General features: G+C 56.4%; 25 protein-coding genes. 13 read left to right on the forward strand and 12 right to left on the reverse strand.

Translation table 11 applies throughout. From position 1 onward, the window contains the following. Nucleotides 1-10: 10 nt before the first annotated feature. Nucleotides 11-967 carry an AEC family transporter gene (locus FIV05_RS20420; RefSeq protein WP_062488760.1) on the reverse strand — a complete coding sequence of 319 codons (957 nt, stop codon included), beginning with the start codon at nucleotides 965-967 and terminating at the stop codon, nucleotides 11-13. A gap of 225 nt (nucleotides 968-1192) precedes the next feature. Between FIV05_RS20420 and FIV05_RS20425 the strand changes: the two genes are divergently transcribed. From FIV05_RS20425 to hspQ, 3 genes are all read left to right on the forward strand, one after another. Beyond that, nucleotides 1193-2158 carry a lysophospholipid acyltransferase family protein gene (locus tag FIV05_RS20425; protein WP_152510779.1) on the forward strand — a complete coding sequence of 322 codons (966 nt, stop codon included), beginning with the start codon at nucleotides 1193-1195 and terminating at the stop codon, nucleotides 2156-2158. A gap of 82 nt (nucleotides 2159-2240) precedes the next feature. Beyond that, nucleotides 2241-3281, forward strand: a complete 1041-nt coding sequence (locus FIV05_RS20430) for a CoA ester lyase (RefSeq protein WP_152510780.1) — start codon at nucleotides 2241-2243, stop codon at nucleotides 3279-3281. Between the two features lie 102 nt (nucleotides 3282-3383). After that, nucleotides 3384-3707 carry a heat shock protein HspQ gene (hspQ, locus tag FIV05_RS20435; protein ID WP_022998644.1) on the forward strand — a complete coding sequence of 108 codons (324 nt, stop codon included), beginning with the start codon at nucleotides 3384-3386 and terminating at the stop codon, nucleotides 3705-3707. A gap of 100 nt (nucleotides 3708-3807) precedes the next feature. Here the strand turns inward: hspQ and FIV05_RS20440 are convergent, their stop codons facing one another. After that, entirely contained in the window at nucleotides 3808-4419 is a 612-nt protein-coding gene (locus FIV05_RS20440) for an invasion associated locus B family protein (RefSeq protein ID WP_022998645.1), read from the reverse strand. A gap of 265 nt (nucleotides 4420-4684) precedes the next feature. On the opposite strand from FIV05_RS20440, the gene FIV05_RS20445 reads away from it, so the two are divergent. The 4 genes from FIV05_RS20445 (at nucleotide 4685) to FIV05_RS20460 (ending at nucleotide 10202) form a co-directional block, all read left to right on the forward strand. Next, on the forward strand, nucleotides 4685-6556 hold the full coding sequence (locus FIV05_RS20445; RefSeq protein ID WP_152510781.1) for an extracellular solute-binding protein: 1872 nt from the start codon (nucleotides 4685-4687) through the stop codon (nucleotides 6554-6556). Nucleotides 6557-6580: 24 nt separating this feature from the next. Beyond that, nucleotides 6581-8212, forward strand: coding sequence for a class I adenylate-forming enzyme family protein (locus FIV05_RS20450; RefSeq protein WP_152510782.1), 1632 nt, complete (start codon nucleotides 6581-6583; stop codon nucleotides 8210-8212). Between the two features lie 112 nt (nucleotides 8213-8324). Continuing rightward, entirely contained in the window at nucleotides 8325-9407 is a 1083-nt protein-coding gene (locus FIV05_RS20455; RefSeq protein WP_209009727.1) for a hypothetical protein, read from the forward strand. Between the two features lie 120 nt (nucleotides 9408-9527). Further along, nucleotides 9528-10202 carry a DsbA family oxidoreductase gene (locus FIV05_RS20460; protein WP_152510783.1) on the forward strand — a complete coding sequence of 225 codons (675 nt, stop codon included), beginning with the start codon at nucleotides 9528-9530 and terminating at the stop codon, nucleotides 10200-10202. Between the two features lie 76 nt (nucleotides 10203-10278). Here the strand turns inward: FIV05_RS20460 and eno are convergent, their stop codons facing one another. Then, nucleotides 10279-11553 carry a phosphopyruvate hydratase gene (gene eno / locus FIV05_RS20465; protein ID WP_152510784.1) on the reverse strand — a complete coding sequence of 425 codons (1275 nt, stop codon included), beginning with the start codon at nucleotides 11551-11553 and terminating at the stop codon, nucleotides 10279-10281. A gap of 141 nt (nucleotides 11554-11694) precedes the next feature. After that, on the reverse strand, nucleotides 11695-12543 hold the full coding sequence (gene kdsA / locus FIV05_RS20470) for a 3-deoxy-8-phosphooctulonate synthase (RefSeq protein WP_152510785.1): 849 nt from the start codon (nucleotides 12541-12543) through the stop codon (nucleotides 11695-11697). Nucleotides 12544-12936: 393 nt separating this feature from the next. On the opposite strand from kdsA, the gene galU reads away from it, so the two are divergent. The 3 genes from galU to FIV05_RS20485 all read left to right on the forward strand — a co-directional run bounded on the left by galU (nucleotide 12937) and on the right by FIV05_RS20485 (nucleotide 15867). Further along, nucleotides 12937-13830, forward strand: a complete 894-nt coding sequence (galU, locus tag FIV05_RS20475; protein WP_022998652.1) for a UTP--glucose-1-phosphate uridylyltransferase GalU — start codon at nucleotides 12937-12939, stop codon at nucleotides 13828-13830. Between the two features lie 112 nt (nucleotides 13831-13942). After that, nucleotides 13943-15247, forward strand: coding sequence for a nucleotide sugar dehydrogenase (locus FIV05_RS20480; RefSeq protein ID WP_152510786.1), 1305 nt, complete (start codon nucleotides 13943-13945; stop codon nucleotides 15245-15247). A gap of 185 nt (nucleotides 15248-15432) precedes the next feature. Next, complete coding sequence (locus tag FIV05_RS20485; protein WP_022998654.1) at nucleotides 15433-15867, forward strand: DUF4864 domain-containing protein; 435 nt, start codon at nucleotides 15433-15435, stop codon at nucleotides 15865-15867. A gap of 36 nt (nucleotides 15868-15903) precedes the next feature. Here FIV05_RS20485 and tgt read toward each other — a convergent pair whose 3' ends face one another. From tgt to coaD, 5 genes are all read right to left on the reverse strand, one after another. Further along, on the reverse strand, nucleotides 15904-17058 hold the full coding sequence (gene tgt / locus FIV05_RS20490; RefSeq protein WP_152510787.1) for a tRNA guanosine(34) transglycosylase Tgt: 1155 nt from the start codon (nucleotides 17056-17058) through the stop codon (nucleotides 15904-15906). A gap of 9 nt (nucleotides 17059-17067) precedes the next feature. Then, nucleotides 17068-18141 (reverse strand): tRNA preQ1(34) S-adenosylmethionine ribosyltransferase-isomerase QueA, encoded by a 1074-nt coding sequence (gene queA, locus FIV05_RS20495; RefSeq protein WP_152510788.1) that lies wholly within the window; start codon nucleotides 18139-18141, stop codon nucleotides 17068-17070. 193 nt (nucleotides 18142-18334) lie between these two features. Continuing rightward, nucleotides 18335-18808 (reverse strand): peptidylprolyl isomerase, encoded by a 474-nt coding sequence (locus tag FIV05_RS20500; RefSeq protein ID WP_022998657.1) that lies wholly within the window; start codon nucleotides 18806-18808, stop codon nucleotides 18335-18337. A 44-nt stretch (nucleotides 18809-18852) separates the two neighbouring features. Next, nucleotides 18853-19392 (reverse strand): peptidylprolyl isomerase, encoded by a 540-nt coding sequence (locus FIV05_RS20505; protein ID WP_209009728.1) that lies wholly within the window; start codon nucleotides 19390-19392, stop codon nucleotides 18853-18855. Nucleotides 19393-19432: 40 nt separating this feature from the next. After that, the gene (gene coaD, locus FIV05_RS20510) at nucleotides 19433-19939 is read right to left on the reverse strand and encodes a pantetheine-phosphate adenylyltransferase (protein WP_022998659.1); all 507 of its coding nucleotides are present in this window, start codon (nucleotides 19937-19939) and stop codon (nucleotides 19433-19435) included. 165 nt (nucleotides 19940-20104) lie between these two features. On the opposite strand from coaD, the gene FIV05_RS20515 reads away from it, so the two are divergent. Then, nucleotides 20105-20521, forward strand: a complete 417-nt coding sequence (locus FIV05_RS20515) for a hypothetical protein (protein ID WP_022998660.1) — start codon at nucleotides 20105-20107, stop codon at nucleotides 20519-20521. A 94-nt stretch (nucleotides 20522-20615) separates the two neighbouring features. On the opposite strand, the gene gyrA is transcribed toward FIV05_RS20515, so the two are convergent. Further along, nucleotides 20616-23423 carry a DNA gyrase subunit A gene (gene gyrA, locus FIV05_RS20520; protein WP_055654254.1) on the reverse strand — a complete coding sequence of 936 codons (2808 nt, stop codon included), beginning with the start codon at nucleotides 23421-23423 and terminating at the stop codon, nucleotides 20616-20618. Between the two features lie 226 nt (nucleotides 23424-23649). On the opposite strand from gyrA, the gene FIV05_RS20525 reads away from it, so the two are divergent. Beyond that, the gene (locus tag FIV05_RS20525; RefSeq protein WP_022998662.1) at nucleotides 23650-24285 is read left to right on the forward strand and encodes a MarC family protein; all 636 of its coding nucleotides are present in this window, start codon (nucleotides 23650-23652) and stop codon (nucleotides 24283-24285) included. A 12-nt stretch (nucleotides 24286-24297) separates the two neighbouring features. On the opposite strand, the gene FIV05_RS20530 is transcribed toward FIV05_RS20525, so the two are convergent. Together FIV05_RS20530 and FIV05_RS20535 are read right to left on the reverse strand one after the other, a co-directional pair. Further along, nucleotides 24298-24675: a hypothetical protein gene (locus FIV05_RS20530; RefSeq protein WP_152510789.1), complete on the reverse strand. Its 378-nt coding sequence runs from the start codon at nucleotides 24673-24675 to the stop codon at nucleotides 24298-24300. Nucleotides 24676-24804: 129 nt separating this feature from the next. Then, the gene (locus tag FIV05_RS20535) at nucleotides 24805-25209 is read right to left on the reverse strand and encodes a helix-turn-helix domain-containing protein (RefSeq protein WP_152510790.1); all 405 of its coding nucleotides are present in this window, start codon (nucleotides 25207-25209) and stop codon (nucleotides 24805-24807) included. Between the two features lie 106 nt (nucleotides 25210-25315). Here FIV05_RS20535 and FIV05_RS20540 point away from each other — a divergent pair, with 106 nt between their 5' ends. After that, a complete protein-coding gene (locus FIV05_RS20540) occupies nucleotides 25316-26329 on the forward strand; it encodes a zinc-binding alcohol dehydrogenase family protein (RefSeq protein WP_152510791.1) in 1014 nt (337 codons plus the stop codon). Nucleotides 26330-26397: the final 68 nt, after the last annotated feature.

Below are 26397 nucleotides of genomic sequence, written 5' to 3' on the forward strand. Positions count from 1 at the left end.
GTTTGATCTTCTAGCCACCGGTTGGAAGGAAACCGCTCGTCAGCGCCCAGATGAAACCGGTAACGGTGACGATCGACAAGGCCGTTCCTATCAGTACGAAGCTCGACGCCCGCTGAACATACGTCCCATATTGCTGCGCGATAACAAAGACGTTTGTCGCCGGCGGCAGGCAGGACATCAGAACTGCAGTTGCGATCCAGTTGGGATCGAAGCCGCCAAGCCATGTCAGGAGCAGAAAAATCAGGATCGGGTGCAACAGCAACTTCACACCCAGCACCAGCGGCAGTTCCAGCGGTATCCGACCGATCGGACGAAGCGCAATGCTGACGCCCATGGCAAAGAGAGCGCAAGGTGCTGCCGCATTGCTGAGATAGCGCAAAAGCGTATCTATCGCTTGAGGTGGCTTGATCTCCAGCGCGGCGGCAAAGACGCCGGCAATCGTAGCCAGGATGAACGGATGGGTGAAGATCCTGACAACAATCTTCTTCAAGGTCCCAAGGATCGATTCTTCTTCGGTACCGGCCAATGCCATCATCAGCGGTGCGAGAATGAACATCAGTGCGTTGTCAAAGGCCAGAATGAGCGCGGTCGGTACGGTTGCCTGCTCACCCAGAACAGCCAGCGTCAAACCCGGCCCCATATAACCGATGTTGGAATAGGCGCCGGCAATGCCCAGGATCGTGGATTCGCCGATGTTGCCGCGTGTTGCGACCACACCTATGCAGAAGGAAATCGCGAACACGATGTAGGTCGTGAAGGTCGTGGCGGTAATGTAGGACGCATTTGCGAGCTCTTCGATCGGCGTCTCAGACAACAGACGGAAGAAGAGCGCCGGAAGGGCCAGGTAGATCACGAAGAAGTTCATCCAGCTCAGGCCTGCTTCGGGCAGGTTCTTGATCTTGCCGGCACCGAAGCCGAGAAGGATCAGTCCGAAAAACGGAAGAGCCAGTGAAATGACGTTCTGCATTCAAATACCAAAGATGAAGACGACGCGTTGTATCGCGGTTGGTTGGGTTTGAAGGCGCTTGCATCTTGCGCCTGGCTTGGATATGGACGCGTGACTTGGAGGTCACCTCGGTGATCCGCATTCCAATCAGGTCTGAGGGCGCATCGCAAGGCCCCAATCAGTCGGACAAGGTCGGAAGTGCCCTCTTTTCAGGACGGGCGGACAACATGAAAGCATTCGGTCGTAATGTCCCGCAAAAAAAAGCATCGTAAACACCCGAAGCTCACAGCTGTGCAAAACCGGGTGGAAGGCTTTGCGCTGACGTTGGCCATCTGGCTGTTCCGCCTGATCCCCGTAGACGTTGCCTCCTATGTCATGGGCGCCTTCTGGCGTCGGCTGGCACCGTTCAATCCCAGACACAAGCGTGCTCTGCGCCACTTGAAGAAGGCCTTTCCGGGCATGCGGCGCGCGGAACGAGAACTGATTGTGCGTGGGATGTGGGAGAACCTCGGCCGCGTGGCAGCCGAAACATTCCACATCGACCGGCTTCTGAAACAGGATTACCGGTTTGAAGCAGTTGCGGATGAAATCACCGGACAGGTTCTGAACGGCGAGCGTGCCTGTTTGTTCGTTTCATTCCACAGCGCAAACTGGGAATTGTGTGTTCAGCCCGCCGTCCGGCGCGGTATCGAGATAACGGGCGTCTATCAGGCTCTGCGCAATCCGGAGGCCGACAAGGCCCTGCAGGCGCTGAGGAAAGACCTCTACAAAGGCGGTCTTTTGTCGAAAAGCCACCAGACAGCTCGCAAGATCCTGGCGACCCTGAAAAGCGGCGGTATCGTCGCGATGATGGGAGATCTCAGGGAAACGCGCGGCGTGCAAGTGCCCTTTTTCGACCAGATGGCATACGCCACGCCGGTCCCGGCTTCGCTCGCCCGGTCCTGCAAGGTGCCGATTGTTCTCGGCCGGGTCGTACGCAAGAAAGGTGTGCATTTCCGGATTGAGGCCCAGGCCGTCGAAGTACCTGTAACGGTTGACAGGCAGGCGGATATCGAGGTCGCAACAGCAAGGATCCACGCAATTTTCGAAAGCTGGATCCGCGAACACCCCGAACAATGGATGTGGATCCACAAGAAGTGGGCGCCTCCAGGTAAAACGTCTGCCCAGAAGCAGGCCCGGCGCGCAGCAGCGGCTCGCCTGGAAGACGATTAAGCCTGTTCTCCTTTCGGGGTATGGTTGCAGCGCAGCATTGACGTTATAGCTATTCCTCAAACTGGTGGAGGGCAGCTGTTTCATGAAAACCCCAAGCGCATTCTACAAGCCGCTCGCAATCGGCGCGCCGGACCCGTATCGCGAACTTCCCGTCTCGCTGGAGCGCATGATCCATTTCGTCCCTCCGCATATTGAAAAGATGCGGTCCAAGGTGCCGGATCTCATCAAGAACGTCGATGTCGTACTCGGCAACCTTGAAGATGCAATCCCCGCCGATGCCAAGACGGACGCCCGGAAGGGCTTCATTCAGATGGCGCAGGATAATGACTTCGGCACCACTGGCCTGTGGACCAGGGTAAATTGCCTCAACAGTCCCTGGTTTCTCGACGACCTTCTTGAGATTGTTCCTGCGGTTGGAGAAAAACTCGACGTGGTGATGCTTCCCAAGGTGGAAGGTGCCTGGGATATTCATTATCTCGACCAATTGCTTGCGCAGCTGGAAGCCAAGGCTGGTCTTTCCAAGCCGATCATGATCCACGCCATTCTGGAAACGGCCGAAGGCGTCAAGAACGTCGAAGAGATTGCAGCAGCCAGTCCGCGGATGCATGGCATGAGCCTGGGACCGGCAGACCTTGCGGCTTCGCGCGGCATGAAAACAACACGTGTGGGCGGCGGCCATCCCGACTATGCGGTCCTTTCAGATGCTGACGGCGCAGGTGGCCGAACCGCTTATCAGCAGGATCTTTGGCATTACACGGTCGGAAAGATGGTCGATGCCTGCCTGTCTTACGGCCTGAAGCCTTTCTACGGCCCGTTTGGTGATTTTTCCGATGCGGCAGCCTGCGAAAGTCAGTTCCGCAATGCATTCCTGATGGGTTGCCTTGGCGCGTGGTCCCTGCATCCGACACAAATCCAGATCGCGAAGAAGGTTTTCTCTCCGGATCCGGGCGAAGTCGCCTTTGCCCGCAAGATCCTTGAGGCTATGCCGGATGGAACCGGTGCCGTGATGATCGACGGCAAGATGCAGGATGACGCAACCTGGAAGCAGGCAAAGGTGATCGTCGACCTTGCAAAACTGGTTGCATCCAAGGACGCGGAACGCGCGGAGGTCTACGGCCTTTAGACTTTCGCAAGGCTCGTCGTCTAAGGTTTAATGTTACAATGCTTGCACGCCGGCTGCCGACACGGTATCCCGGCAGTGCATGCAGTATGCGGACGAGTAACCATGCGAACGGCAAAATTCAGAATTGGCCAGGTCGTCCGGCACCGGATCTACCCCTTCCGTGGCGTTATTTTCGATGTCGATCCGACCTTCAGCAATACGGAAGAATGGTGGAACGCCATCCCGGAGGACGTGCGTCCTTTGCGCGACCAGCCGTTCTATCATCTCCTCGCCGAGAACGAGGAGACCGAATATGTGGCCTATGTCAGCGAACAGAACCTGGAAGCGGATATGACCGGGGAACCGGTGCGCCATCCGCAGGTTGAAGAGATTTTCGAGGAACAGACGGACGGCTCATATCTGCCGCGCAGCGTAGAGATCCACTAATCGTCCCAATTCCCGGCGGTTTTCAGTCTTGATCTTCGAATACAAAAAAGGCCGGAACTTTCAAAGTTCCGGCCTTCTTCAATTCTGGCAAAGCAGCCTGTTACTGGCTTTGCTTCTGAGCGTCGATCAGCTTCTGACGCGCTTCGTCAGCGCGCTTCTGCAATTCGCTCTGCAGTTCTTCCTGACGCTTTTGCAGCTCGGCAATGTTCATCGGCTCGCCGTCGTAAACCTTGGTGAAGCCGATCAGAGTCATCTTGAAGACGATTTCCTTGGCTTGCTGGTTATACGGAGCCACAATCACCTCACCACCCTGCTTCATGGTGTTGATGAACGAGTCATCAATCGCCAGTTCAGCGTAGCAGGCATTGGGTGCGCAGATGCTGTACTTGCCCTGTACGGGCTTGCCATCATCGATTTGAATGCGCACACCCGGCTGGATAAGAACGCCGGTCGGTACAGCGACCAGCAGTTTCTTGCGGGCTTCGCCCTCAGTTTCCTGAATAGCAATGTTACTCAGGAACTGTCCGGTATTTGTGCGCAATTCAATCGAAATAAAGCAGATTTCCTTCTGCGTGTTCGGATTGGTGTTACACGCTTTCGTCCATGGGCTTTTTTCTTCCTGGGCGATTGCGGGTGCACCTGCAAAAGAAGATAGGGCTACGAACGCACCTACTGCACATCCGAACAATCCTCTTTTCAAAACACTCGTCATCGATACGTCCTCAATCGTGCGTGTACGAAACTTTCGCGTTGTTCTGAGCCATTCCGGAACCAACCGCAAGGCCCGTAACGACATTCAAACCGTGAAACCATGGTAAGACACTTAATTTGGGCGAGAGGGTGGCCGATTTGCAACGCACCCCTGTTGGCGAATTGAAACCTGAATATCTTGCGGTTTGTTGCTTGTCCCGGGCGCGTCCGTAGGAACCCTGTGCTACTGTAATCGCTGAGAATCAACAGAATCTCCGGCGGTGGTGATGCGTAGTTCGATAGTTTCCGGTCTTCTTTTTCATGCCGGCAAGGCGATCGGTTTGGCAACCTCGTCTGCATGCCTGCTTGCCTTGGCAATCAGCCTGCCCGTCAGCGCGGACGATGAAAACGTGCCCTGGACGCATGCCATCGCCATGCACGGGACACCAGCACTTGGACCTGACGAACCATTTCCCTATGCCAACCCCGCTGCGCCCAAGGGCGGCACAATCACACTTGGTGTACAGGGAACCTTCGACAGCCTGAATTCCTTCATTGTTCAGGGCGGCTGGACCTCGGCACGTGGAATGCGCGAACGCGAATTCGGCAACAACATACTGGAAAGCCTGATGGTCCGCTCGTACGCGGAACCTTTTTCCCTTTACGGTCTTCTGGCGCAACGTGTGCGCATGCCGGACAGCCGGGAGTGGATCGAGTTCGAGCTTAATCCGGATGCAAGGTTTTCCGACGGGACACCAGTCACAGTCGATGACGTCATCTTTTCTCTGGAAGTGATCCGCGACAAGGGGCGCCCGCCCTATCGAAACTGGTATGCGGCTATCACCGAAAAGCAGGTGACCGCACCCAACCGGCTGAAGCTGGTATTCGAAAACGGTGACAATCGCGAACTGCCGCTGTTAATCGCGTTGGCTCCAATTTATTCCAAGGCAGCCACCGATGCGGAGAATTTCGACAAATCGTCGTTGAACCCGCCCATCGGCACAGGGCCGTACACCTTCAAGACGATCGAGCCAGGCAGGCTCGTCGTTTATGAGAAGAACCCGGACTATTGGGCCAAGGATCTGCCTGTCAAAGCCGGTTTCGACAACTTCGACGAGATCCGGGTGGAATATTTCCGCGACGAGACGACCTTGCAGGAATCCTTCAAGAAGGGCCTGGTCCAGGCGTTGCAGTTCCGGGATCCTGCCCGTTGGGCAACGGGGCTAGATTTTCCGGCAGTGAAAAATGGCGAGGTTCTCAAGCGGGCAATTCCGCTCGGGATTCCCGCCGCCATGCAGGGCATCGCATTCAACACCCGCAAAGACCAGTTCTCCGACCCGGCCGTGCGCAAGGCCTTGCGCATGCTGTTCGATTTTGAATGGGTGAACCGCAATCTCTATTACGGACTTTACACGCGCACGGCAGGGTACTGGGACAATTCCGAGCTTTCATCGATCGGCCGCCCGGCAAGCGACCGGGAAAAGGAATTGCTGGCTCCCTTCCCTGACGCCGTCGATCCCGAAGTGATGGACGGCACCTGGCGTCCGGCGGAAGCAGACGGTTCAGGACGTGACAGAAAAGTGCTGCGGGCAGCGCTGGAAGCCTTCGGCAAGGCCGGTTACAGGCTCAAGGACGGAAAACTCCTGCACTCCGAGAACGGCAATCAGCTTTCGTTTGAAATTCTTGCCAAGAATGAGGACGAAGAAAAGCTGGCTCTTGCCTATATCCGTACTCTTGAGTTGCTCGGCGTATCTGCAAGCGTACGCAGTGTAGATCCGTCGCAGTTCGAAGACCGCAGGACGAAACGCGAGTTTGATATGGTGTTCAACACCTGGTTCTCCTCGCTGTCTCCCGGCGCCGAGCAATATGGACGCTGGTCATCAAAAGCAGCGGAAACGGAAGGATCCTTCAACTTTGTGGGCGCACATGAACCGGCGATCGATGCGATGATCGACGAGATTGTCGGTGCAAGAAGCCGCGATGACTTCGTGGCTGCGGTTCGCGCATTCGACCGCGTTCTGATTTCGGGAGCCTACGCAGTCCCGCTTTATCATGTCGCGGACGATTGGGTGGCGCACTGGAAGCAGATCGTTCCGCCGCAAAACGAGTCGCTCTACGGCCACGAGTACGACACCTGGTGGTCGGCCACGGCGCAATAATCGGACCAATGGACGAAAAATAAAATGAAAGCCACGCCTGAAAGCCTGTCCACGGAGTATCATGAAAGCGGAGCCTGGTCCGATGTGCCGCTTGATGAAATGTTCCGCAAGACAGCCGCAGAACACCCCGACCGGCTTGCGCTGGTTGATGCTCCTGACAGGGCTACCTGGACAGGTGGTGCTCCCCGAGCGTTGAGTTATGCCGAAGCCGATCGGGAAATTGATCGTCTTGCCGCTTTCTACACGACCGTCGGACTGTCATCTGATCATGTCGTCGGTGTCCAGGCTCCCAACACGGTCGATACCGTAATCGCGATCCTGGCAGCCCTGCGAGCAGATCTGATCATTTCTCCCTTGCCATTGCACTGGCGGCAGAAGAACGTTCTGGAAGCCTTGAACTCCATAGGCGCCAAGGGATTTGTCGCGGCCGACCGGGTAGAAACACGCGAGGTTGGTGTTGCCGCACGCGATGTTGCTGCGGATCTGTTCTCGTTGCGGTTTGTTTTCGGCCTTGGCAAGGACGTTCCCGATGGATTGATTGAATTGGGGCCGATGCTTGCCGAAATGGGTGAAGATCTGAAGTTCACTCCGAGTGAGCGCCCTGATCCGGCTGACCACACAGCGACCATCTGCTGGAGCCGAAGCGGCGAGGAAAACGTTCCGGTTACCCGCTGCCATAACCATTGGGTATCGGTCGCACATATGATCGTGCAGGAAGCTCATGTGCGCGATGCCAGCGTGATGGTCCTCCCCTATTCGCTCAGTGGCTTGACCGGCCTGGGTGGAGGACTGGTTCCCTGGTTGCTGACCGGCGGCACCTTGCATCTGCACCACCCGACTTCACTTGCCAATCTCGCTGCTCATGCCAACGAGGTTCAGGCGGATATCGTCATGACACCCGGGCCGCTGGCACAGACGCTCGACCGTAAACTTGAAAACACCAAGACGACGCTACTTGCAGCCTGGAATATCGCGGCCCCGCATCCGACGACTTTCGTTGCGCGGCGCCGTCTGATCGATCTTCACATCGCTGACGAATTCGCACTCGTTGCCAAGGCGCGAGGTCCCTCGGCGAAGATGAAGGCCACCGCGCTGGGAAAGCATAGCGGGCCGATCGGGTGTGAAAGCGGGCCAGCCCTTCTTGAGATTGCGGTCACCGACGAGGTGGATACGCAAGCTCCAACGCTTCTGGTGAAGGGACCCATGGTTCCCGATGTCGGGTGGCGAACCATCAATGGTGACCAGCGGCGCGTCCGCTGGGAAGGAACCGGTTTTCTGAATACCAACATCAAGGTTGAACTGACGGATGGCGGCATTGCTGGTTTCGGTATCCCGGGCCAATATGCCCTTGGTACCGGCAACCTTGAAACGGTGGATGTTGTCTACGCAGGGTACCCGGGCGTCAAGGAAGCTGCCGCCTTCATAGTGGAAGACCCTCTCCTCGGAGCCAGGATGTACGCAGCGCTTGTACCCGAGGCCGGGAACGTTCCTGATGCGGGTGCCTTTTTCGCGTATCTGGATGCCGAAGGCGTGGACCTTGCCAAGATCCCCCATCGTGTGTTGATTTTACAGTCTCTGCCGCGGAACGAGGATGGAACCATCAGCCGTGAACGGCTGACCATGCGGACACAGCGATTGCCTGCTGCCGTGGCGTAGGTGGGGATAAGGAATGGATGTTGAAACCTCGCTTTCCTGGCGCGGCCCGTATTGGTATGCGGGACGTCGGCCAAGGCGGAGCAGCAATGGTGATGCGCCAGAAGATTTAGACGTGTCGCTTATCAGCATGTTCGACCGTCGCAGCAAGCTGCCCATGGCGCTGCCTGCAGCGATCGTGGTTGATATAAGCATCCTGGAAGACGACCGCAGAGACGAATTCTTTTCCTGGCTGCTTCCGCAAATCAGACGCCTTCCAAGTGAAGTCCCTTTCTACATCCTCACCGGAAGCGACGATATTCTGCCCCCCGGTCTGCAACCGACTGCAATTATCGACAAGGTCGTTCCCGATGAAGTCCTGCTGATGTTGATATGCATTCATCAGCGCGCATTGCTTCGGTCAGAGGAAGCACAACTTCGCAGACGTATTTTTGGCAGGATTCCGGGTTTCGGGAGCGCGCCGCATCATTCAGGAACCAGCAGCCTGCTTGTCGTTGGCCTGAGCGGTCGGTTCCTGGAATGGCAGGACGCCAGTGAAGAAAAGGTCGAGGTTGTCGGTGCATTCGACGGCAGCATGGCGGTTGAATTCATGTCCAAGCGTGCATTTGACGCCGTGGTCATTGATGCCCCCTTCGAAGATGCCGTCGACTATATGCAGCAGATCCGCCGGGATGCCCGTTTCGCGGGGTTGCCGGTTCTGGCTGTCTGTGAGCGGGAGGAAGATCTCGTTCAACTGTTCCGAAACGGAGCTTCGGACGTGCTGGTTGGAGAAAACCGCAAGGAAACCCTCGCCCGCCGGCTAAACTCCGCCACCCGCTTCGGCAAGAGGCGCCGTCTTGCAGACCGGGTGCTCGCGGAAAGCCACATGTGGTTGCGTCAGCAGATCCACCAGGGCGGACTTGGCGTGGATGATTATACGAACTATCTCGAAGCCTGCAGCAATGGCCTTGCGGCGCGTGGCCTCGATCTTTGGGAAATGAGGCTTCAGCCGGAAAACTTCGGCATTGCCGTCACTTCCGCTGAAGAACTGGAAGACATCAACACGACATTGCTGTCCATCGCGGACGCCACCAGCCGTGACGAGGACCTTGTCTGCCTGGTCAAGGACTTCGGGCCGGTTGCCGTCTTGAAGAACGAGGCTGGCACGACAAGGCTGCAGAAGCGGATCAGCTCGATCCTCACACACACTGTTCTGTGAACAGACGCTGGTCTGTATGCGTCTTTCGTCGATTGCCTTAACACTGCCGCGAATTTGGGGTTGGCATATTTGTCAGAGTCTTTAGCCTGACAAAAATATCTCCAACGTTCTGGATGTCCGATGACCCTATCATCCGCCCTTACCGTCGATGTCGTATCCGATGTGATGTGCCCCTGGTGTTTCATTGGAAAAAGACGCCTTGAAGCGGCGTTGAAGTCGGTTCCGCAGCTCGATGTGCTGGTTCGTTGGCACCCCTTTCAGCTTGACGCCACCTTGCCGAAGACTGGCAAGGACAGAAAACAGTATCTGAGCGACAAGTTCGGTGGTCTGGAGCGGGCGGATACGTTCTACAAACAAATCCGTGCAGCGGGACAGGAGGAAGGCATCAACTTTGCCTTCGACGATATCACCTTGTCGCCGAATACCCTTGATTGCCACAGACTGATCCTTTGGTCACGTGACGACGATCTTCAGGACGAAGTCGTGGAGCTTTTGTTCAAGGCCTATTTCCTGAACGGAGAAGATCTGACACGCCCCGAGGTTCTTGTGCGAATTGCCGAGGAAGCGGGGATGCAGTCCGATCTGGTGGAGCATCTATTGGGAACCGAAACCGATCTCGACAAGGTCGAGGCCCAGATTGCCAACGCTCAAAAGTCCGGGATCACGGGTGTGCCATGTTTCATTATCGATGGCAGGTTTGTTCTGGCAGGAGCTGAAAAACCGGAAACAATAGCCGCAGCGCTTCTGCATGCCGACGAAACACGGACCGATCCGCAGGCAGCAGTTTCCAATTAAAAGCAGCTTGAGTTGCCGAAACAAAAAAAGCCCCGCACGAATGCGGGGCTTTTCTGATTTTGATGACCTGAAAAGATCAGCCGCGCAGAATGGAACGACCTGCATAAACCGCCTGTGCGCCCAGTTCTTCCTCGATACGGATGAGCTGGTTGTACTTTGCGAGCCGGTCGGACCGTGCAAGTGAACCGGTTTTGATCTGGCCGCAGTTGGTGGCAACCGCGAGGTCAGCAATGGTGCTGTCCTCGGTCTCGCCGGAGCGGTGGGACATAACAGCGGTGTAGGCAGCCTTGTGTGCGGTCTCGACGGCGTCCAGCGTTTCGGACAGCGTACCGATCTGGTTGACCTTGATCAGGATCGAGTTGGCAACGTCGAGGTCGATACCCTTGCGCAGACGCTCGGAATTGGTGACGAAGAGGTCGTCGCCGACCAGTTGGCATTTATTGCCGATAAGGTCGGTCGTCGCTTTCCAACCGTCCCAATCGTCTTCTGCCAGACCGTCTTCGATCGAGATGATCGGGTAGCGGGAAACGAGGTCGGCGAGATATTTTGCCATTTCCTCAGGAGCCAGCGTCTTGCCTTCACCTTCCAGCACATATTTGCCGTCCTTGAAGAACTCGGTCGATGCCGCGTCCAGTGCCAGGAAGACATCTTCACCTGGCTTGTATCCAGCAGTTTCGATCGCCTTCATGACGAAGCCGATAGCTGCGTCGGTCGATTCCAGATTGGGAGCAAAGCCGCCTTCGTCGCCAACATTGGTGTTGTGGCCGGCTGCGTTCAGTGCCTTTTTCAAGGTGTGGAAAATTTCAGAACCCATGCGCACGGCATCGCCAAGGGACTCGGCGCCAACCGGCATGATCATGAATTCCTGGAAATCGATCGGATTGTCGGCATGCGCGCCGCCATTGATGATGTTCATCATGGGAACCGGAAGCGTGCGCGCAGACGTGCCGCCGACATAGCGGTAGAGCGGCAGACCGGACGCCTGGGCAGCGGCGCGGGCTACAGCAAGCGATACGCCCAAAGTGGAGTTGGCACCAAGACGCGACTTGTTGTGTGTACCGTCGAGATCGATCATGGCCTGGTCGATCTGAAGCTGATCTTCAGCGTCCAGACCGCCAACTGTCTCGAAAATTTCTCCGTTCACGGCATCAACTGCATTCTGGACACCCTTGCCCATGAAGCGGTCGCCGCCATCGCGCAGTTCGACAGCTTCGTGTGCACCGGTGGAAGCTCCGGACGGAACGGCTGCCCGGCCGAAGGAACCGTCCTCCAGGAAAACGTCGACTTCTACGGTCGGGTTACCACGGCTGTCAAAGATCTGACGGCCGATAACATCGATAATGGCGGTCATGGAAAGAACTCCCTTGTCGCATGCACCTGAATTGACGGTCTGCCGGAGAAATTCCGGCCGTTTGGAAGCCGGAGCACCGGCGTTTTTCCGGAGCTCTTGCCCCACAAAGGAAAGCCGCACACGAGGCGCGGCTGAAATTGACTATTCTGCAGCGGCTGCCGGTGCCTTGACGACGTTGTCGAGTGCCTTCAACTGGGCCAGCAACGCTTCGAGTTGATCGAGCGGCACCATGTTCGGTCCATCGGACGGAGCGTTGTCCGGATCAGGGTGCGTTTCGATGAAGAGACCAGCTACACCCACGGCCACTGCAGCACGCGCAAGAACGGGTACCATTGTCCGGTCGCCGCCGGTGGAAGCGCCCTGCCCGCCCGGTTGCTGCACGGAATGTGTTGCATCAAAAATAACCGGCGCGCCGGTCTGAGCCATGATCGGCAGCGAGCGCATATCGGTAACAAGCGTATTGTAGCCGAAGCTGGCGCCGCGTTCGGTCAACATGACATTGGTATTGCCCGAACCTGTCACTTTCCCCAGAACATTTTTCATGTCCCAGGGCGCCAGGAACTGGCCTTTCTTGATGTTGACCACGCGGCCGGTCTTTGCGGCAGCCACAAGCAAGTCCGTCTGACGGCAGAGGAATGCCGGGATCTGCAGGACATCGACAACTTCCGCAACCGGCGCGCATTGCTCGGGGCTGTGCACATCGGTCAAGACCGGCATGCCGAATTTTTCCTTCACTTCCGCAAAGATCGGCATGGCTTCTTCCATGCCAACACCCCGTTTTCCTGCAAGAGATGTCCGGTTGGCCTTGTCGTATGAGGTCTTGTAAATGACGCCGATTCCGAGACGATCCGTAATTTCCTTGATCGCGGCTGCGCATTCCAGCGCGTGCTCGCGGCTTTCAAGCTGGCAAGGGCCGGCAATGAGGCTGAAAGGCGCATCATTGCTGAAGGTTACATTGCCAACGGAAACTACGCGGTTTGCCTCGGTCATTTTCCACCTTATGCCATGCGGTTGCCGCTTGAGCGCAGCAACTCGTTCAGGAAACAAGTCCGATCTCGGAACTTGCGGAGTTCCATAGCGCTCTTTTCGCCTGCCCGCAACATCGCTCTGGCGGAAAGCAGGTAGCTCTTAAATCGATTTAAAAGTGCGTAGTCTCACCCCGACATAAAATGATCACTTTGTCGAAGTTATTGCGTTAGTATTGCAGTGCACAAGCTTGCAACCGGCCATAGACCTGAGGGTCCGGCTGATTGCCACTTGGGCTAACTGCAACGTCGCGCCCGCGGACGATCTGAGTTTAGAACGTGTATTCGACGGCTCATGTGATTATTAGTGGGTAAAAGAAGATTGAGTTCGTATTTGTAGACCATCGGAAGGCCTGACATGAACAAGCCCATTCGCAAAGCGATCCTGCCCGTGGCAGGTCTTGGCACTCGGTTTCTGCCCGCGACCAAGGCAGTGCCGAAGGAAATGCTGACGATCGTTGACCGTCCGATCATCCAATATGTGGTGGATGAAGCACGGGCCGCAGGCATCGAACATATCGTTTTCGTCACCGGGCGAAACAAACAGGTTATCGAAGACCATTTCGATATGGCCTATGAGCTGGAAGATACCCTCAAGGCAAGAAACAAGACTGCTGCTCTGGAACTACTTGAAAAACACCGCCCGGTTCCGGGTGCCACTTCCTTCACCCGTCAGCAGGCCCCGCTAGGCCTCGGCCATGCTATCTGGTGCGCCCGCGATATTATCGGCAACGAACCCTTTGCCATTCTGTTGCCGGACGTGATCATCAAGTCTCAGGTCAGCTGCCTCAAGCAGATGGTAGACCTCTATCAAAATACGGGTGGCAACATCATCGCCGTGGAAGAAGTTCCCGAAGACCAGACAGATCAGTACGGCATTGTGGAACTCGACGGAGAACTCGGTGCAAATGCGCACAAGATCTCAAACATGGTCGAAAAGCCCGCGCCCGGTACGGCGCCTTCCAATTTGATGATCACCGGCCGCTACATTCTACAGCCGGAAATCTTCGATCTTCTGTCCAACCAGGGCAAAGGCGCAGGTGGTGAGATCCAGTTGACCGACAGCATGCTCGCCTTGATGAAGGAACAGCACTTCGCGTCGCTCAAGTTCGAGGGTCGGAGCTACGACTGCGGTAACAAGGCCGGCTTCCTGAGCGCCAATATCGCATTCGGCATGGACGATCCGAAACTTGCTCGGGAACTGGTTCCGTTCATGGAAGAGATCATTCGCAAACCCTTGGCCGCCGAATAATCTGCGATCGTTTTCACTGCGGGCTTGAAAAGGCTCGCCAGAAGCCTTTAGGAGTGGGCCGGGTCTTGCGAAAGACCCGGCCCTTTCCGTTTGCTCCAATCCCGGATGCCTCATGCACGACACTTCCATTCACTCCACCAAGATCGCGGTTATCGGTCTGGGTTATGTCGGCCTGCCCGTGGCGGTGGCCTTCGCTGCGAAGGGTTTTGACGTTCTCGGGTTCGATATCAACGAAAGCCGGTTGAACGAGTTGCGCAGCGGTCAGGACAGCACGTCGTCCGTTGATGACGCGGATTTGCAGCAGGAAACGCTCGTTTTTTCCAGCAACGAAAAGGATCTGAGCGATAGGGATGTCTTGATCGTGGCGGTGCCGACACCGGTCGATCATGCCAAACGACCTGACCTGTCGCCTTTCAGAAACGCAGCAGCAACCGTCGGCCGCAATCTGAAACCGGGGGCCATCGTTGTCTTTGAATCAACCGTGTATCCAGGGGCAACCGAAGAGATCGCTGTTCCCGTCCTCGAGAAGGAATCGGGGCTGCTCTTCAACAGGGATTTTGCCGTTGGTTACTCGCCAGAGCGCATAAATCCCGGCGATACCGAGCGAGGGTTTGCGGACATCACCAAAATTGTTTCGGGTTCCAGCCCGGAAACAGCCGAAACGCTCAACACGCTCTATGGAGCCGTTGTCACGGCCGGCATTCATCTTGCCCCGTCGATCCGCGTAGCGGAAGCGGCAAAGGTGATTGAGAACACACAACGCGATCTCAATATCGCTCTCATGAACGAACTGGCGATGCTCTTCCACCAGATGGGCATCGATACCCGGGACGTGTTGAAGGGGGCTTCGACCAAATGGAACTTCCTGCCGTTCCAGCCGGGGCTGGTCGGTGGGCACTGCATCGGTGTCGATCCCTATTACCTGACTCACAAGGCACACGAGATCGGCATGACACCTCAGGTTATTCTGGCGGGTCGCGGTACCAACGAGGCAATGCCGGCATTTATCGCAGGCAAGATCATCCAGGAAAGCGTGAAGCTTGGCATGCCCATGCCTCCGAAAGTTGTCGTCCTCGGCATCACCTACAAGGCGAATGTGCCAGATACCCGTAATTCCAAGGTCGTCGATCTCATCAGGGAGCTGGAAAAGTTTGGGGCACGTGTTCAGGTCTGTGATCCACTTGCACATCCCGATGAGGTTGTCGCCGAATATGGAATCACCCTCACCCGGGAAGAAGACCTTGATGCTGCGGATGTTGCCGTGCTTGCGGTCCCGCATCGGCATTTTTTCCAAGATGAAACCGGCTGGCAGGTCCTGAAGGACGTTCTGAAAGATCAACGCGGCCTGGTCGCTGACATACCGGCGCTTTTGGATCGCTCCACTTGTCCGGACGGGATCCAGCTCTGGCGCCTTTGATTTTACAGGACTATTTGCCGGCTTTGGCGTGAGTCGGTATGCGTCACGAGAATTCGCAGTTCAAGGTCTGCCGAAAAACAGATCAAACTGCCAGGAATTGCCGCAAGGATTTGCTTGTATTTTAGCAATCTGAAAAGGGTTTCGAGCCGTATACTGATCGGGTTTCAGGAAAGGAGACACCGAACATGGCTCATGCTCGTTTCTGGAAGATGGTGGCGGTGGCCGGCGTCAGCGCGTTGCTGGCTACAGGGTCTGTCCGCGCCGAAGAAGGGCTCGACAGCAGTGCCTTTCACAAGATCATCAAAAATCAGATGAGTGCCTTTGCGACAGGTAATGCCCAGGCAGCCTTCTCGTTCGCAACCAGTTCCTTGCAACAGCGGTTTCAGACACCAGAGTTCTTCATGGAAATGGTGCGGCAAGGCTACCAACCTGTTTACAAGCCTCAAAGCGTAACGTTCGGCCGGTCGAAAATGACCAAGCTCGGGCCAACGCAGGAAGTCTATGTAACCGGCCCAAATGGCCAAAACTGGCTGGCTCTCTACAGTTTCGAGCAACAGGATGACGGCAGTTGGAAGATTTCCGGCTGCTATCTGACGAAAGCGGACGGATTTTCCGCCTAGTCAGTTTCAGCCTGAGCTTGGATTGAGAGTGCCGGGTTACAGCGCGGCAATATCGCCGCGCGCCCAGTCTTCCTTGGTCTTTGAGTAGAAGTCTTCGAAAGACCCGGCCTCGATCGCGTCGCGCATGCCCTGCATCAGGAACTGATAGTAGGCGATGTTGTTCCAGGTGAGCAGCATGCCCGCCAGTCCTTCGCCAGCCCGCACCAGATGGTGCAGATAGGCTCTGCTGTAGACACTAGACGCGGGACAGGTGCTCGCCTCGTCCAGCGGGCGTGGGTCGTCTTGATGACGGGCATTCTTGAGGTTGACCTTGCCATAGCGCGTATAGGCCAGACCGTGACGACCTGCCCGGGTCGGCATCACGCAATCGAACTGGTCAATGCCGCGCTTCACGCTTTCCAGAAGATCGTCCGGTGTCCCAACGCCCATCAGGTAACGCGGCTTGTCCACTGGCATCACAGGCGTCGTGATGTCTAGCATGCTCAGCATCACGTCCTGAGGTTCACCAACCGCCAGACCACCAACCGAATAGCCTTCAAACGGCATTTTGCCGAGTTCTTCTGCCGAGCGAATACGAAGATCGGGTTGATCACCCCCCTGAACGATGCCGTAAAGCCCCTGCCCTTTTCCTGGTCCACCCATGGTTTCGAACTGGTTGCGAGAGCGTTCTGCCCATCTGAGAGACAGCTCCATTGCTCTTTGGACTTCTTCACGGGGGCTCGGCAACTTGATGCATTCGTCCAGCTGCATCTGGATATCTGATCCGAGAAGTCCCTGTATCTCGACAGAACGTTCCGGTGTGAGATGGTACTTCTGACCGTCAATGTGGCTTTGGAAACGCACACCGTCTTCATCCAGCTTCCGCAGCTGGGCCAGCGACATCACCTGGAATCCACCGCTGTCGGTCAGGATCGTGTGAGGCCAGTTCATGAAGGTGTGCAGTCCGCCAAGTCTGGCGACCCGTTCGGCAGTTGGGCGAAGCATCAGGTGATAGGTATTGCCGAGCACCACGTCTGCACCGGTTTCCCTCACCTGTTCCGGGTACATCGCCTTCACGGTTGCCTGAGTGCCCACCGGCATGAAAGCGGGTGTACGCACGACACCGTGGGGCGTCGTGATTTCGCCTCGCCGCGCAGCGCCGTCCGTGGTGATCAGCTTGAAGCTGAAGGTCTTGCCGGTTTTTTCGGTCATGATTGGTCCTCAGACAGCGCCTTCCTGCGGGAAAAGCAGGGAAGCGTCGCCATAGCTGTAAAAACGGTATTCCTGCGAAATAGCGTGTGCATAGGCACGCCGCATCGTGTCCAGGCCCGAAAGAGCCGACACCAGCATGAACAATGTAGAACGCGGAAGATGGAAGTTGGTCATCAACGCGTCGATCGCCTTGAAGCGGTAGCCGGGCGTTATGAAGATCGAGGTTTCACCCGCAAAGGCGGCAATGGCGCCACTTGCCTGGGCGGAGCTTTCAAGGATCCGCAGGGATGTCGTGCCGACGCTGACAACCTTGTTTCCCCTTGCCTTGACGGCCAGAAGTGCGGCGGCGGTCTCTTCGGAGATTTCGCCCCATTCTGCGTGCATCTTGTGATCTGCCGTGTCTTCCGCCTTTACCGGCAGAAAGGTGCCAGCTCCGACATGCAGTGTTACGCGGTGCTGTTCGATACCGCGCTCGCTCAATGCCTCCAGCAGGTCAGGCGTAAAATGAAGACCCGCAGTCGGTGCGGCAACGGCACCGTCCTTTTCGGCGAATATCGTCTGATAGTCCTTGCGATCCTGGTCGTCTTCGCCACGCTTTTGCGCAATATACGGTGGCAAGGGTATGTGTCCAACGGATGCGATTGCAATGTCCAGATCAGGTCCGGACCGGTCGAAAGTCAGCAATACTTCACCGCTGTCGCCCTTTTCGGTCACTTCCGCCGTTAGCCGTGTGCCGACCCCTTCGAAAAGCACGGTATCGCCAACTTGCAACTTCTTTGCCGGCCGGACGAAGGCCTTCCAGCGGTCCGGCCCGGTGCGCATGTGCAGCGTCGCCCCGATGCCAGCGGTAATATCTCCTCGCAGGCGTGTTCCTTCAAGCTGTGCGGGTATCACCTTGGTATCGTTGAAAACCAGCGCATCACCGGGCTCCAGCAACAGCGGCAATTCGCGAACACCCGTGTCGGACAGTTCAGGTTCAGCACCTGGTTTAACGACAAGCATGCGAGCGGAATCACGTGGCCGAGCCGGGCGCAAGGCGATCCGTTCGTTGGGAAGAACAAAGTCGAATTGGTCGACGCGCATGGTAATTTGCTACTGACGGATCTCTGGAAGGTTTCGGGGTGCGGCGCCATTCCATCCAGAGCGGCAACCGGACTTTCAGTCAGCGGCTCTTACTGGCGACGGCGGAGCAGGTCAACCGTCTGAGGGTACATCCAAAACAAAACAGCGCGGATGACTGATCCGCGCTGCATCGTTAAAGCCACTTTCAGGTGGTTCAGGCCGCGTCGGCCGCCACTTTCAAGGAGACGATATTGTCCGGATTGGAAACCGGTTCGCCACGCTTGATCTTGTCGACATTGTCCATGCCTTCGATCACTTCTCCCCAGACGGTGTACTGACCGTCGAGCCAGGGTGCATCGGTAAAGCAGATGAAGAACTGGCTGTCACCGGAGTTCGGGTCCATTGCGCGAGCCATGGAGCAGGTGCCGCGCACGTGCTTCTCGTTGCTGAATTCCGCTTTCAGTTTCTTGCCGGAACCGCCAGTGCCAGTCCCCTGCGGGCAGCCGGTCTGTGCCATGAAGCCGTCGATTACGCGGTGAAAGACGATGCCGTCGTAAAAACCTTCGCGGACCAGTTCCTTGATGCGTGCGACATGCGTCGGCGCGAGGTCCGGCTTCAGTTCGATAACAACCGGTCCCTGGCTGGTTTCCATGAGAAGTGTGTTTTCGGCGTCTTTGATTTCAGCCATCGAGTATCTCCTTGGGTATTTTCGAAATTGTAGTCGCTTGAACGTTATTGTGCGTCCGAGGCGACCTGCATCTTGATGATCTTGTCCGGATTTGCCGGCGGTTCGCCGCGGGTGATGTTGTCGACGAATTCCATACCGTCGACGACTTCACCGAATACGGTGTACTGGCCATTCAGCCAGTCGCCATCGCCGAACATGATGAAAAACTGGGAATTGGCGCTGTCCGGGCTTGCGGAACGTGCCATGCCGAGCGTGCCACGCTTGAACGGTGCGTTGGAAAACTCAGCCTTCAGGTTAGGTTCGCTGGAACGGCCCGTGCCGGTGCCCGTCGGGTCACCGGTCTGGGCCATGAAGCCGTCGATGACGCGATGGAAGACGATACCGTCGTAAAAACCTTCGCGGGAAAGCTTCTTGATCCGCTCAACGTGAGCCGGAGCAAGGTCCGGACGAAGCTGTATGACGACGCGCCCGTCCTTCAAATCGAGATAAATTGTGTTTTCCGGATCGGTGCCTTGGGCATTGGCGGCCGAAGGCAGGATCAGAATTGAAGCCAGAACGGCAAAAATTGCAAGAAAGCGCGACACTGGAGACTCCTAAGGTTCAGGTCTAGAGCTTGGCTTTGAATTACGCGCCGGGTTTCGCGCGCGATCTCAATGGTTCGGCAACCGGTTCCGGCACAAAAGCGGAGATTTCTCCGCCCATCTTCGCGATTTGACGTACCAAGGTGGCCGTGATGTGGCGCACGTTCGGGGAAGCCGGAAGAAATACCGTACGAATGTCCGGTTCCAGCGTGCCGTTCATGCCGGCCATCTGCATCTCGTAGTCAAGATCCGTGCCGTCCCGCAGACCGCGCACCAGGTAAGCGGCGTTTTGCTGGCGTGCCGTTTCGATGACCAGATTGTCGAAGGCGATGACATCAATCCGTTCAGCTTCCTCCGGGGTGAATTCCGAACGAGCCGAAGCATGGATCAATTCAACCCGTTCCTCGAAGGAAAACAGGGGGGACTTGCCGGGGTGAATTCCGATGGCAACCACCACCTTGTCCGCCAGCGCAAGCGACTGACGCAATATATCCATGTGGCCATTGGTGACGGGATCGAAGGATCCAGGATAAAGCGCAATACGATTCATGGCACCTTCCTTACTCTGCCTGCACCTGCCTAACAAGTAGAACGCAGGCATGAACGCGTCTTTTGCCAGTAACTGACATTGTGTGACGACCGTCACAACTCTCTTTGCAAACCTGGGTCAAAGTGGCTCCATCGAAATCAATTGGCGTGAGCAGGAGCCAGCATCATGAGGAGCACTACTACAATCGACCGGACCGCAACGGCTATCGCGGTGCGTCCTTTCGCCTTTCAGGCAAAGGCAATCGATCCGGCCGGACAATTCAAGATGGCCGCTATTTTCGTTCTTGCGTTGTTGACGATGATTGCCGCTGGCATGATGAGCATGCACCCGAGCAAAGCATCGCAGGCAGAAGGTCTGACCAGCCTGGCAACTCAGGGACTTGCTTCCACCAAGTCCGACCGCGCTGTGCAAATTCCGGCATCAAAGGCTTGTGAAACACAGGCTTGGGGCGCTTGGAGCGAAGACTGTGCAGCTGCACTGACCGGTGCGAACCGTGTACGCAACGTTTCCTTCGTCACCGTCGAGAAAACTGCACCAACCGTAAATGAAACAATTCTGGCCCGTTACCCCGTGGCCAACTGAGCTTCGTCTCAGACCTCCCTCCCCGTAACGGCAAACAGCGGCTCAGGTTCCACCCTGGCCGCTGTTGTCGATTTCAGGCCTAGCCAATCAGAGATCAGGCTTCAGGAGGCGTTTCATCGCCTTCGGCGGAATCGTTCCCGGCGTCATTCTCACCCGGTTCAGCTGAACCCTCAGCCTCTCCTTCCAGGGCGTCTTCGAGTACATCGTCTTCATCGACTTCGGAAATCCCTTCGACCGCAACGACCTTTTCATCGGCTGCCGTCTTGAAGACGATCACGCCCTGGGTCGCACGTCCGGCGATGCGGATACCGTCCACCGGACAGCGGATCAACTGGCCACCATCCGTCACCAGCATGATCTGGTGGCTGTCTTCGACAGGGAAAGACGAGACCAGACCGCCATTCCGGCTGTTGACGGCCATGGCCGTGATGCCTTTGCCGCCTCGGCCGGTAACCCGGTACTCGAAGGAAGACGTCCGCTTGCCGTAGCCGTTTTCAGAGATGGTCAGGATGATCTGCTCGGCTGCACTCATCTGAGCGTAACGCTCCTGAGGCAGATCGCCGGCAACTACGCCCTCTTCGTCTGCGCCGTTACCGTTCTCATCTGCTTCACCACGCATTGCGCGGGAAAGCTTCAGGTAGGCGGCGCGCTCTTCTGCCGTCACATCGATGTGGTGCAGGATCTGCATGGAGATCACACGATCCTCATCGGCCAGACGAATTCCGCGGACCCCGACGGAATTACGACCGGCGAAGACACGTACATCCGTCACGGGGAAGCGGATACACTGACCGAAGTTGGTCGTCAGCATCACATCGTCATGTTCAGAACAGGTGTCGACGCCGACAATCCCGTCACCGTCTTCCAGCTTCATGGCAATCTTGCCGTTCCGGTTGATGTTGACGAAATCGGACAATTTGTTGCGTCGGATGGTGCCACGTATGGTCGCGAACATCACATCCAGATTTGCCCAGCTGTCCTCGTCTTCCGGCAATGGCAGGATCGAGGTGATCTGTTCGCCCTGTTCGAGAGGTAGCAGGTTGATCAATGCCTTTCCGCGCGAGGTCGGCCCGCCGAGTGGAAGACGCCACACCTTCATCTTGTAACAGATGCCGCGCGAGGAGAAGAACAGAACCGGCGTGTGGGTATTGGCGACGAACAGCCTGGTGACGAAATCCTCGTCCTTGGTCGCCATGCCGGACCGGCCCTTGCCTCCGCGTCGTTGTGCACGGTAGGTCGCCAGCGGCACGCGCTTGATGTAGCCACCGTGAGACACCGTCACGACCATGTCTTCGCGCTGGATCAGGTCTTCTTCGTCGAAATCTGCCCCGCCTTCGATTATTTCGGTTCGGCGCGGAGTTGCAAATTCTTCCTTGATCTCAAGCATTTCGTTGCGGACGATCTCCTGGATCCTGGCCCGTGAGCGCAAGATGTCGAGATAGTCGGAAATTTCCGCACCGATCTTGTTGAGTTCTTCCTCGATTTCATCGCGGCCCATCGCCGTCAGGCGCTGCAGACGCAGATCGAGAATGGCTCGTGCCTGTTCTTCAGACAGTTTATAGGTGCCATCGTCCTGCACCATGTGGCGCGGATCGTCGATCAGAAGAATGAGCGATTCAACATCCTTTGCCGGCCAGTTGCGCTCCATCAGCTGCGCTCTCGCCGTTGCCGGGTCCGGTGCGCTGCGGATGAGCTTGATGACTTCATCAATGTTGGCAACTGCGATGCCCAGGCCCACCAAGATGTGGGCACGGTCACGGGCTTTCTTCAGCAGGTAGCGTGTGCGGCGCTGGATCACCTCCTCACGGAAGGAGACGAAGGCGCGCAGCATGTCGGAGAGGTTCATCTGCTCCGGCTTGCCGCCGTTCAGAGCAACGATGTTGGCACCGAACGATGTCTGCAACTGGCTGAAACGGTAGAGCTGGTTCAGGATCACGTCCGGAACCGCATCGCGCTTCAGCTCGATCACGACCCGCATGCCCGAGCGGTCGCTTTCGTCACGGATGTCCGAGATGCCCTCGATACGCTTGTCGCGCACCAGTTCGGCAATCTTCTCGATCATCGTCGATTTGTTGACCTGATACGGGATTTCCGTGACGATCAGCGCCGTCCGGTCCTTGCGTACTTCCTCGACGTCGACTTTCGCCCGCATGACGATCGAACCGCGGGCCGTTTCATAGGCACTACGGATACCCGACCGACCGAGGATCATGCCACCCGTTGGGAAATCCGGGCCTGGAACGATCTGCATCAGTTCTTCGAGGGACATCGCCGGATTTTCCATCACGGCAATGGCGGCATCGATCACTTCGCCCAGGTTGTGCGGCGGAATGTTGGTTGCCATGCCGACTGCGATACCGCCGGCCCCGTTGACGAGGAGGTTCGGGAACTTGGCAGGAAGGACGACGGGCTCGCTCTCGGAGTTATCGTAGTTTTCCTGAAAGTCGACCGTCTCCTTGTCGATATCGTCCAGCAGTTTGTGGGCGACTTTTTCGAGACGGCACTCGGTGTAGCGCATGGCCGCTGCTGGATCGCCGTCGATGGAGCCGAAGTTGCCCTGCCCGTCAATCAGCGGTAGCCGCAGCGAGAAATTCTGCGCCATGCGCACCAGCGCATCGTAAATCGCGCTGTCGCCATGCGGGTGATACTTACCCATGACGTCACCGACCACGCGGGCCGACTTGCGATAGGGCTTGTTCCACTCGTAGCCGTTTTCGTGCATCGAGTAGAGAATGCGCCGGTGAACCGGTTTGAGGCCGTCGCGGACGTCAGGCAGCGCACGCGACACGATCACGCTCATCGCGTAATCGAGATAGCTGCGCTTCATTTCATCGACGATGGAGACCGGTTTGATATCGGACGGAAGACCGTCAGTGGGCGTGCTGTTGTCCTGGTCAGCCAAGGAAGACACTCATTTCATTGTTATTGCTTGCTCTTTTATATCCGATTCAAGACGCCGCTCCAAATTCTCGGCGCTTTTCCACCTAAGTAATAAGGGTTTAATTTCAATGCTTTACGAGGAGTATACACAGGGGGCAAAAATCATTTGGCTTGAGAACATGCCAGCACCTCGCAAAGCACTATAGTAAGGCGACAAAAGCGCCTGAAAAACCGGTCCGGGAATCGCCATGCTCGACTACTACATCAACGCCTTCGCGACCTTATTTGTCACCATTGATCCGGTCGGTCTGGCCCCGATGTTTCTTGCAATTACGGCTGGCATGAGCAAGCACGACAGGCGCAAGGTCGCCATTCGGGCGACCATCACGGCGGCGGCCATCCTCCTTGTATTTTATGCCTCCGGACAGACGGTTCTGAATGTACTTGGCATCTCCGTTTCCGCATTCAGGGTCGCCGGAGGCATCCTGTTGTTCCTGATCGCGATCGAGATGATTTTCGGCAAGCGCCAGGCGCGTAAAACCGAAACCGCCGAAAAGGCGATGGAATCAGAAGCGCATCATGGAACGATCAATGAACTCGCCATCTTTCCTTTGGCGATACCGCTTATTTCGGGACCTGCGGCAATCTCCGCGATCATCCTGTTGTCCAGTCAGGCTCCGGATACCCTTGCCTATGCAGGCCTCGGCGGCGTCATCGCGATCATCCTGCTGAGTTGCATGGGTGCCTTTCTCTTGGCTGACAAGATAGAAAGGCTCCTGGGAGAAACCGCGCAATTGGTGATCACCCGTCTTCTTGGCGTGCTGCTGGCAGCTCTATCCGTACAATTCGTTGCGGACGGCATTTTGGCCTTTATCCGCACCTGACTGAGGCAACGCTTAACGGTCCAGGTCCAACTTGTATTCTTGTGGTGAAACACCATGCACCGTGTCTCGGGCCCGGATGATGACCTGTGACACGCCCTCTGGAATCGTGATGCCCGATTGGGATCGCGTGAAGGGTTGTTCGTCGACATGGGGGTGAAGGAGCACTCTCTCGCCTAACAATTCTCCGTCTGGCGTAAAGATCTGCCAGAGGTCGGCGTAGTGATCCCAACCCGTGTCGTCATGCCTGAGCGTTACCGCGAAGGTCCACGAGCCTGCAGATCCGGTTGCTTTTGCCGAGACAATCTCGACCTCACCTGCCCGTGCTGAGCACGCTCCGAACACCGAGGACAGGAACAACACCGCAAGCACTGTCGAACATCTTAGGTTCATGACGCATTTCTCCCCTGGATTTCGCGGGAGCATCCTCGCAACGGGCTGAGAATTGACAAAGTCACGAATGCGTCAGGGAGGCTCAACGGTTTGCGAACGACAAACGAAACCCATCAGCCTGAAAGTTCGTCAGCCTGCCTGCTGAAGGTGGCTGTCCCGTTTAAACCCTTTTGGCCAGAGCGTCTTGTTTTCGTTCCCCCAGCGTGCAAGGGCCTTCACCACTGGTTCCAGCGAGACGCCTAGGTCGGTCAGTTGATATTCAACCTTCGGTGGAACAACGGGATAGACGGTCCTCACAATCAATCCGTCAGCTTCCATACTACGGAGTTGAGCGGTCAAGATCCGTTGTGTGATGTCCGGAAGCGCTTTCTGGAATTCGTTGAAGCGCATGACATCTTTTTCCATCAGCAGGAACAGAATGACGCCTTTCCACTTGCCGTCGATCAAACTGAGCGCTGCTTCGACAGCACAGCCCGGATGGCAGCCATAAACGTCCTTGACCAGTTTGGGTCCTGATTTCCTAACGGTATCCATATTGTGCCTAAGGTTCTTTTTTGTGAGTTACGGCTAGAATTGTGCATTCTTGCGCCAAACGATTTTATGTTCAATTTGATTGGTACGCAAATCAGGAGAACACAGCATGCGTGCCATCGGATTTTTTGAACCGCTTCTTATTGATGACCCGAAGTCGTTGACTGATCTCGACCTTCCAAGGCCGGTGCCTTCCGGAAAGGATCTTCTCGTTGAGGTCAAGGCTGTTGCGGTCAACCCAGTCGACACCAAGGTGCGGCAATCCCGAACTTCGCAAAACGGCGTGCCCGTCGTCCTTGGATACGACGCAGCCGGGCTCGTCACCGAAGTGGGACCTGACGTTACCAGCTACAAGGTGGGCGACGAGGTCTATTATGCCGGCGACATCACCCGGGACGGAACCAACTCGGAGTACCATCTCATTGATGAACGCATTGTGGGCCGCAAACCCACGAGCCTGAGCTTTGCGGAGTCAGCTGCCATGCCCTTGACGGCGATCACCGCCTGGGAAGCCCTGTTCGACCGGCTGAAGGTGAATGACCCGGTTCCTGCTGGCTCGAACACTCTCCTGATCATTGGCGGATCGGGTGGCGTCGGTTCCATAGCAGTTCAACTCGCTCGTCAATTGACGAACATGACAATTATCGCAACTGCTTCAAGACCGGAGAGCCGTTCCTGGGTGAGCGAGCTTGGTGCGCATCATGTTCTCGATCATTCAAAACCGATGGCGCCTCAGATCGAAGCCCTGGGACTGGAAGCCCCCGGCTATATTTTTTCGACAACGCACACAGAGCAACACGTGAACGATATTGCAGAATTGATCGCGCCACAGGGGCGTTTTCTGCTCATCGACGATCCCGACAACGTCAGCATTGGGCCCTTCAAACTGAAGGCGATATCGATCCACTGGGAGATGATGTTTACCCGTTCCATGTACCAGACGACCGATATGGATGAGCAACGCAAGCTTTTGAACAACGTCGCTGACCTTGTTGATGCTGGAAAGATCAAGACCACGTTGACGGAAGTGATTGAACCCATCAACGCAGATAATCTGCGCCTGGCGCATCAGAAGATTGAAAGCAATAAAACCATTGGGAAGATCGTTCTAGCCGGGTTTTAGGATCAAGGGATGCCGTTTAACCGGTGACACCTGCCCCTTGCACATTCAGGCCGCCATCTTCATGCTTT

The sequence above is a fragment of the Labrenzia sp. THAF191a genome, assembly GCF_009363335.1.
GTDB classification, from domain to species: Bacteria; Pseudomonadota; Alphaproteobacteria; order Rhizobiales; family Stappiaceae; genus Roseibium; species Roseibium algicola.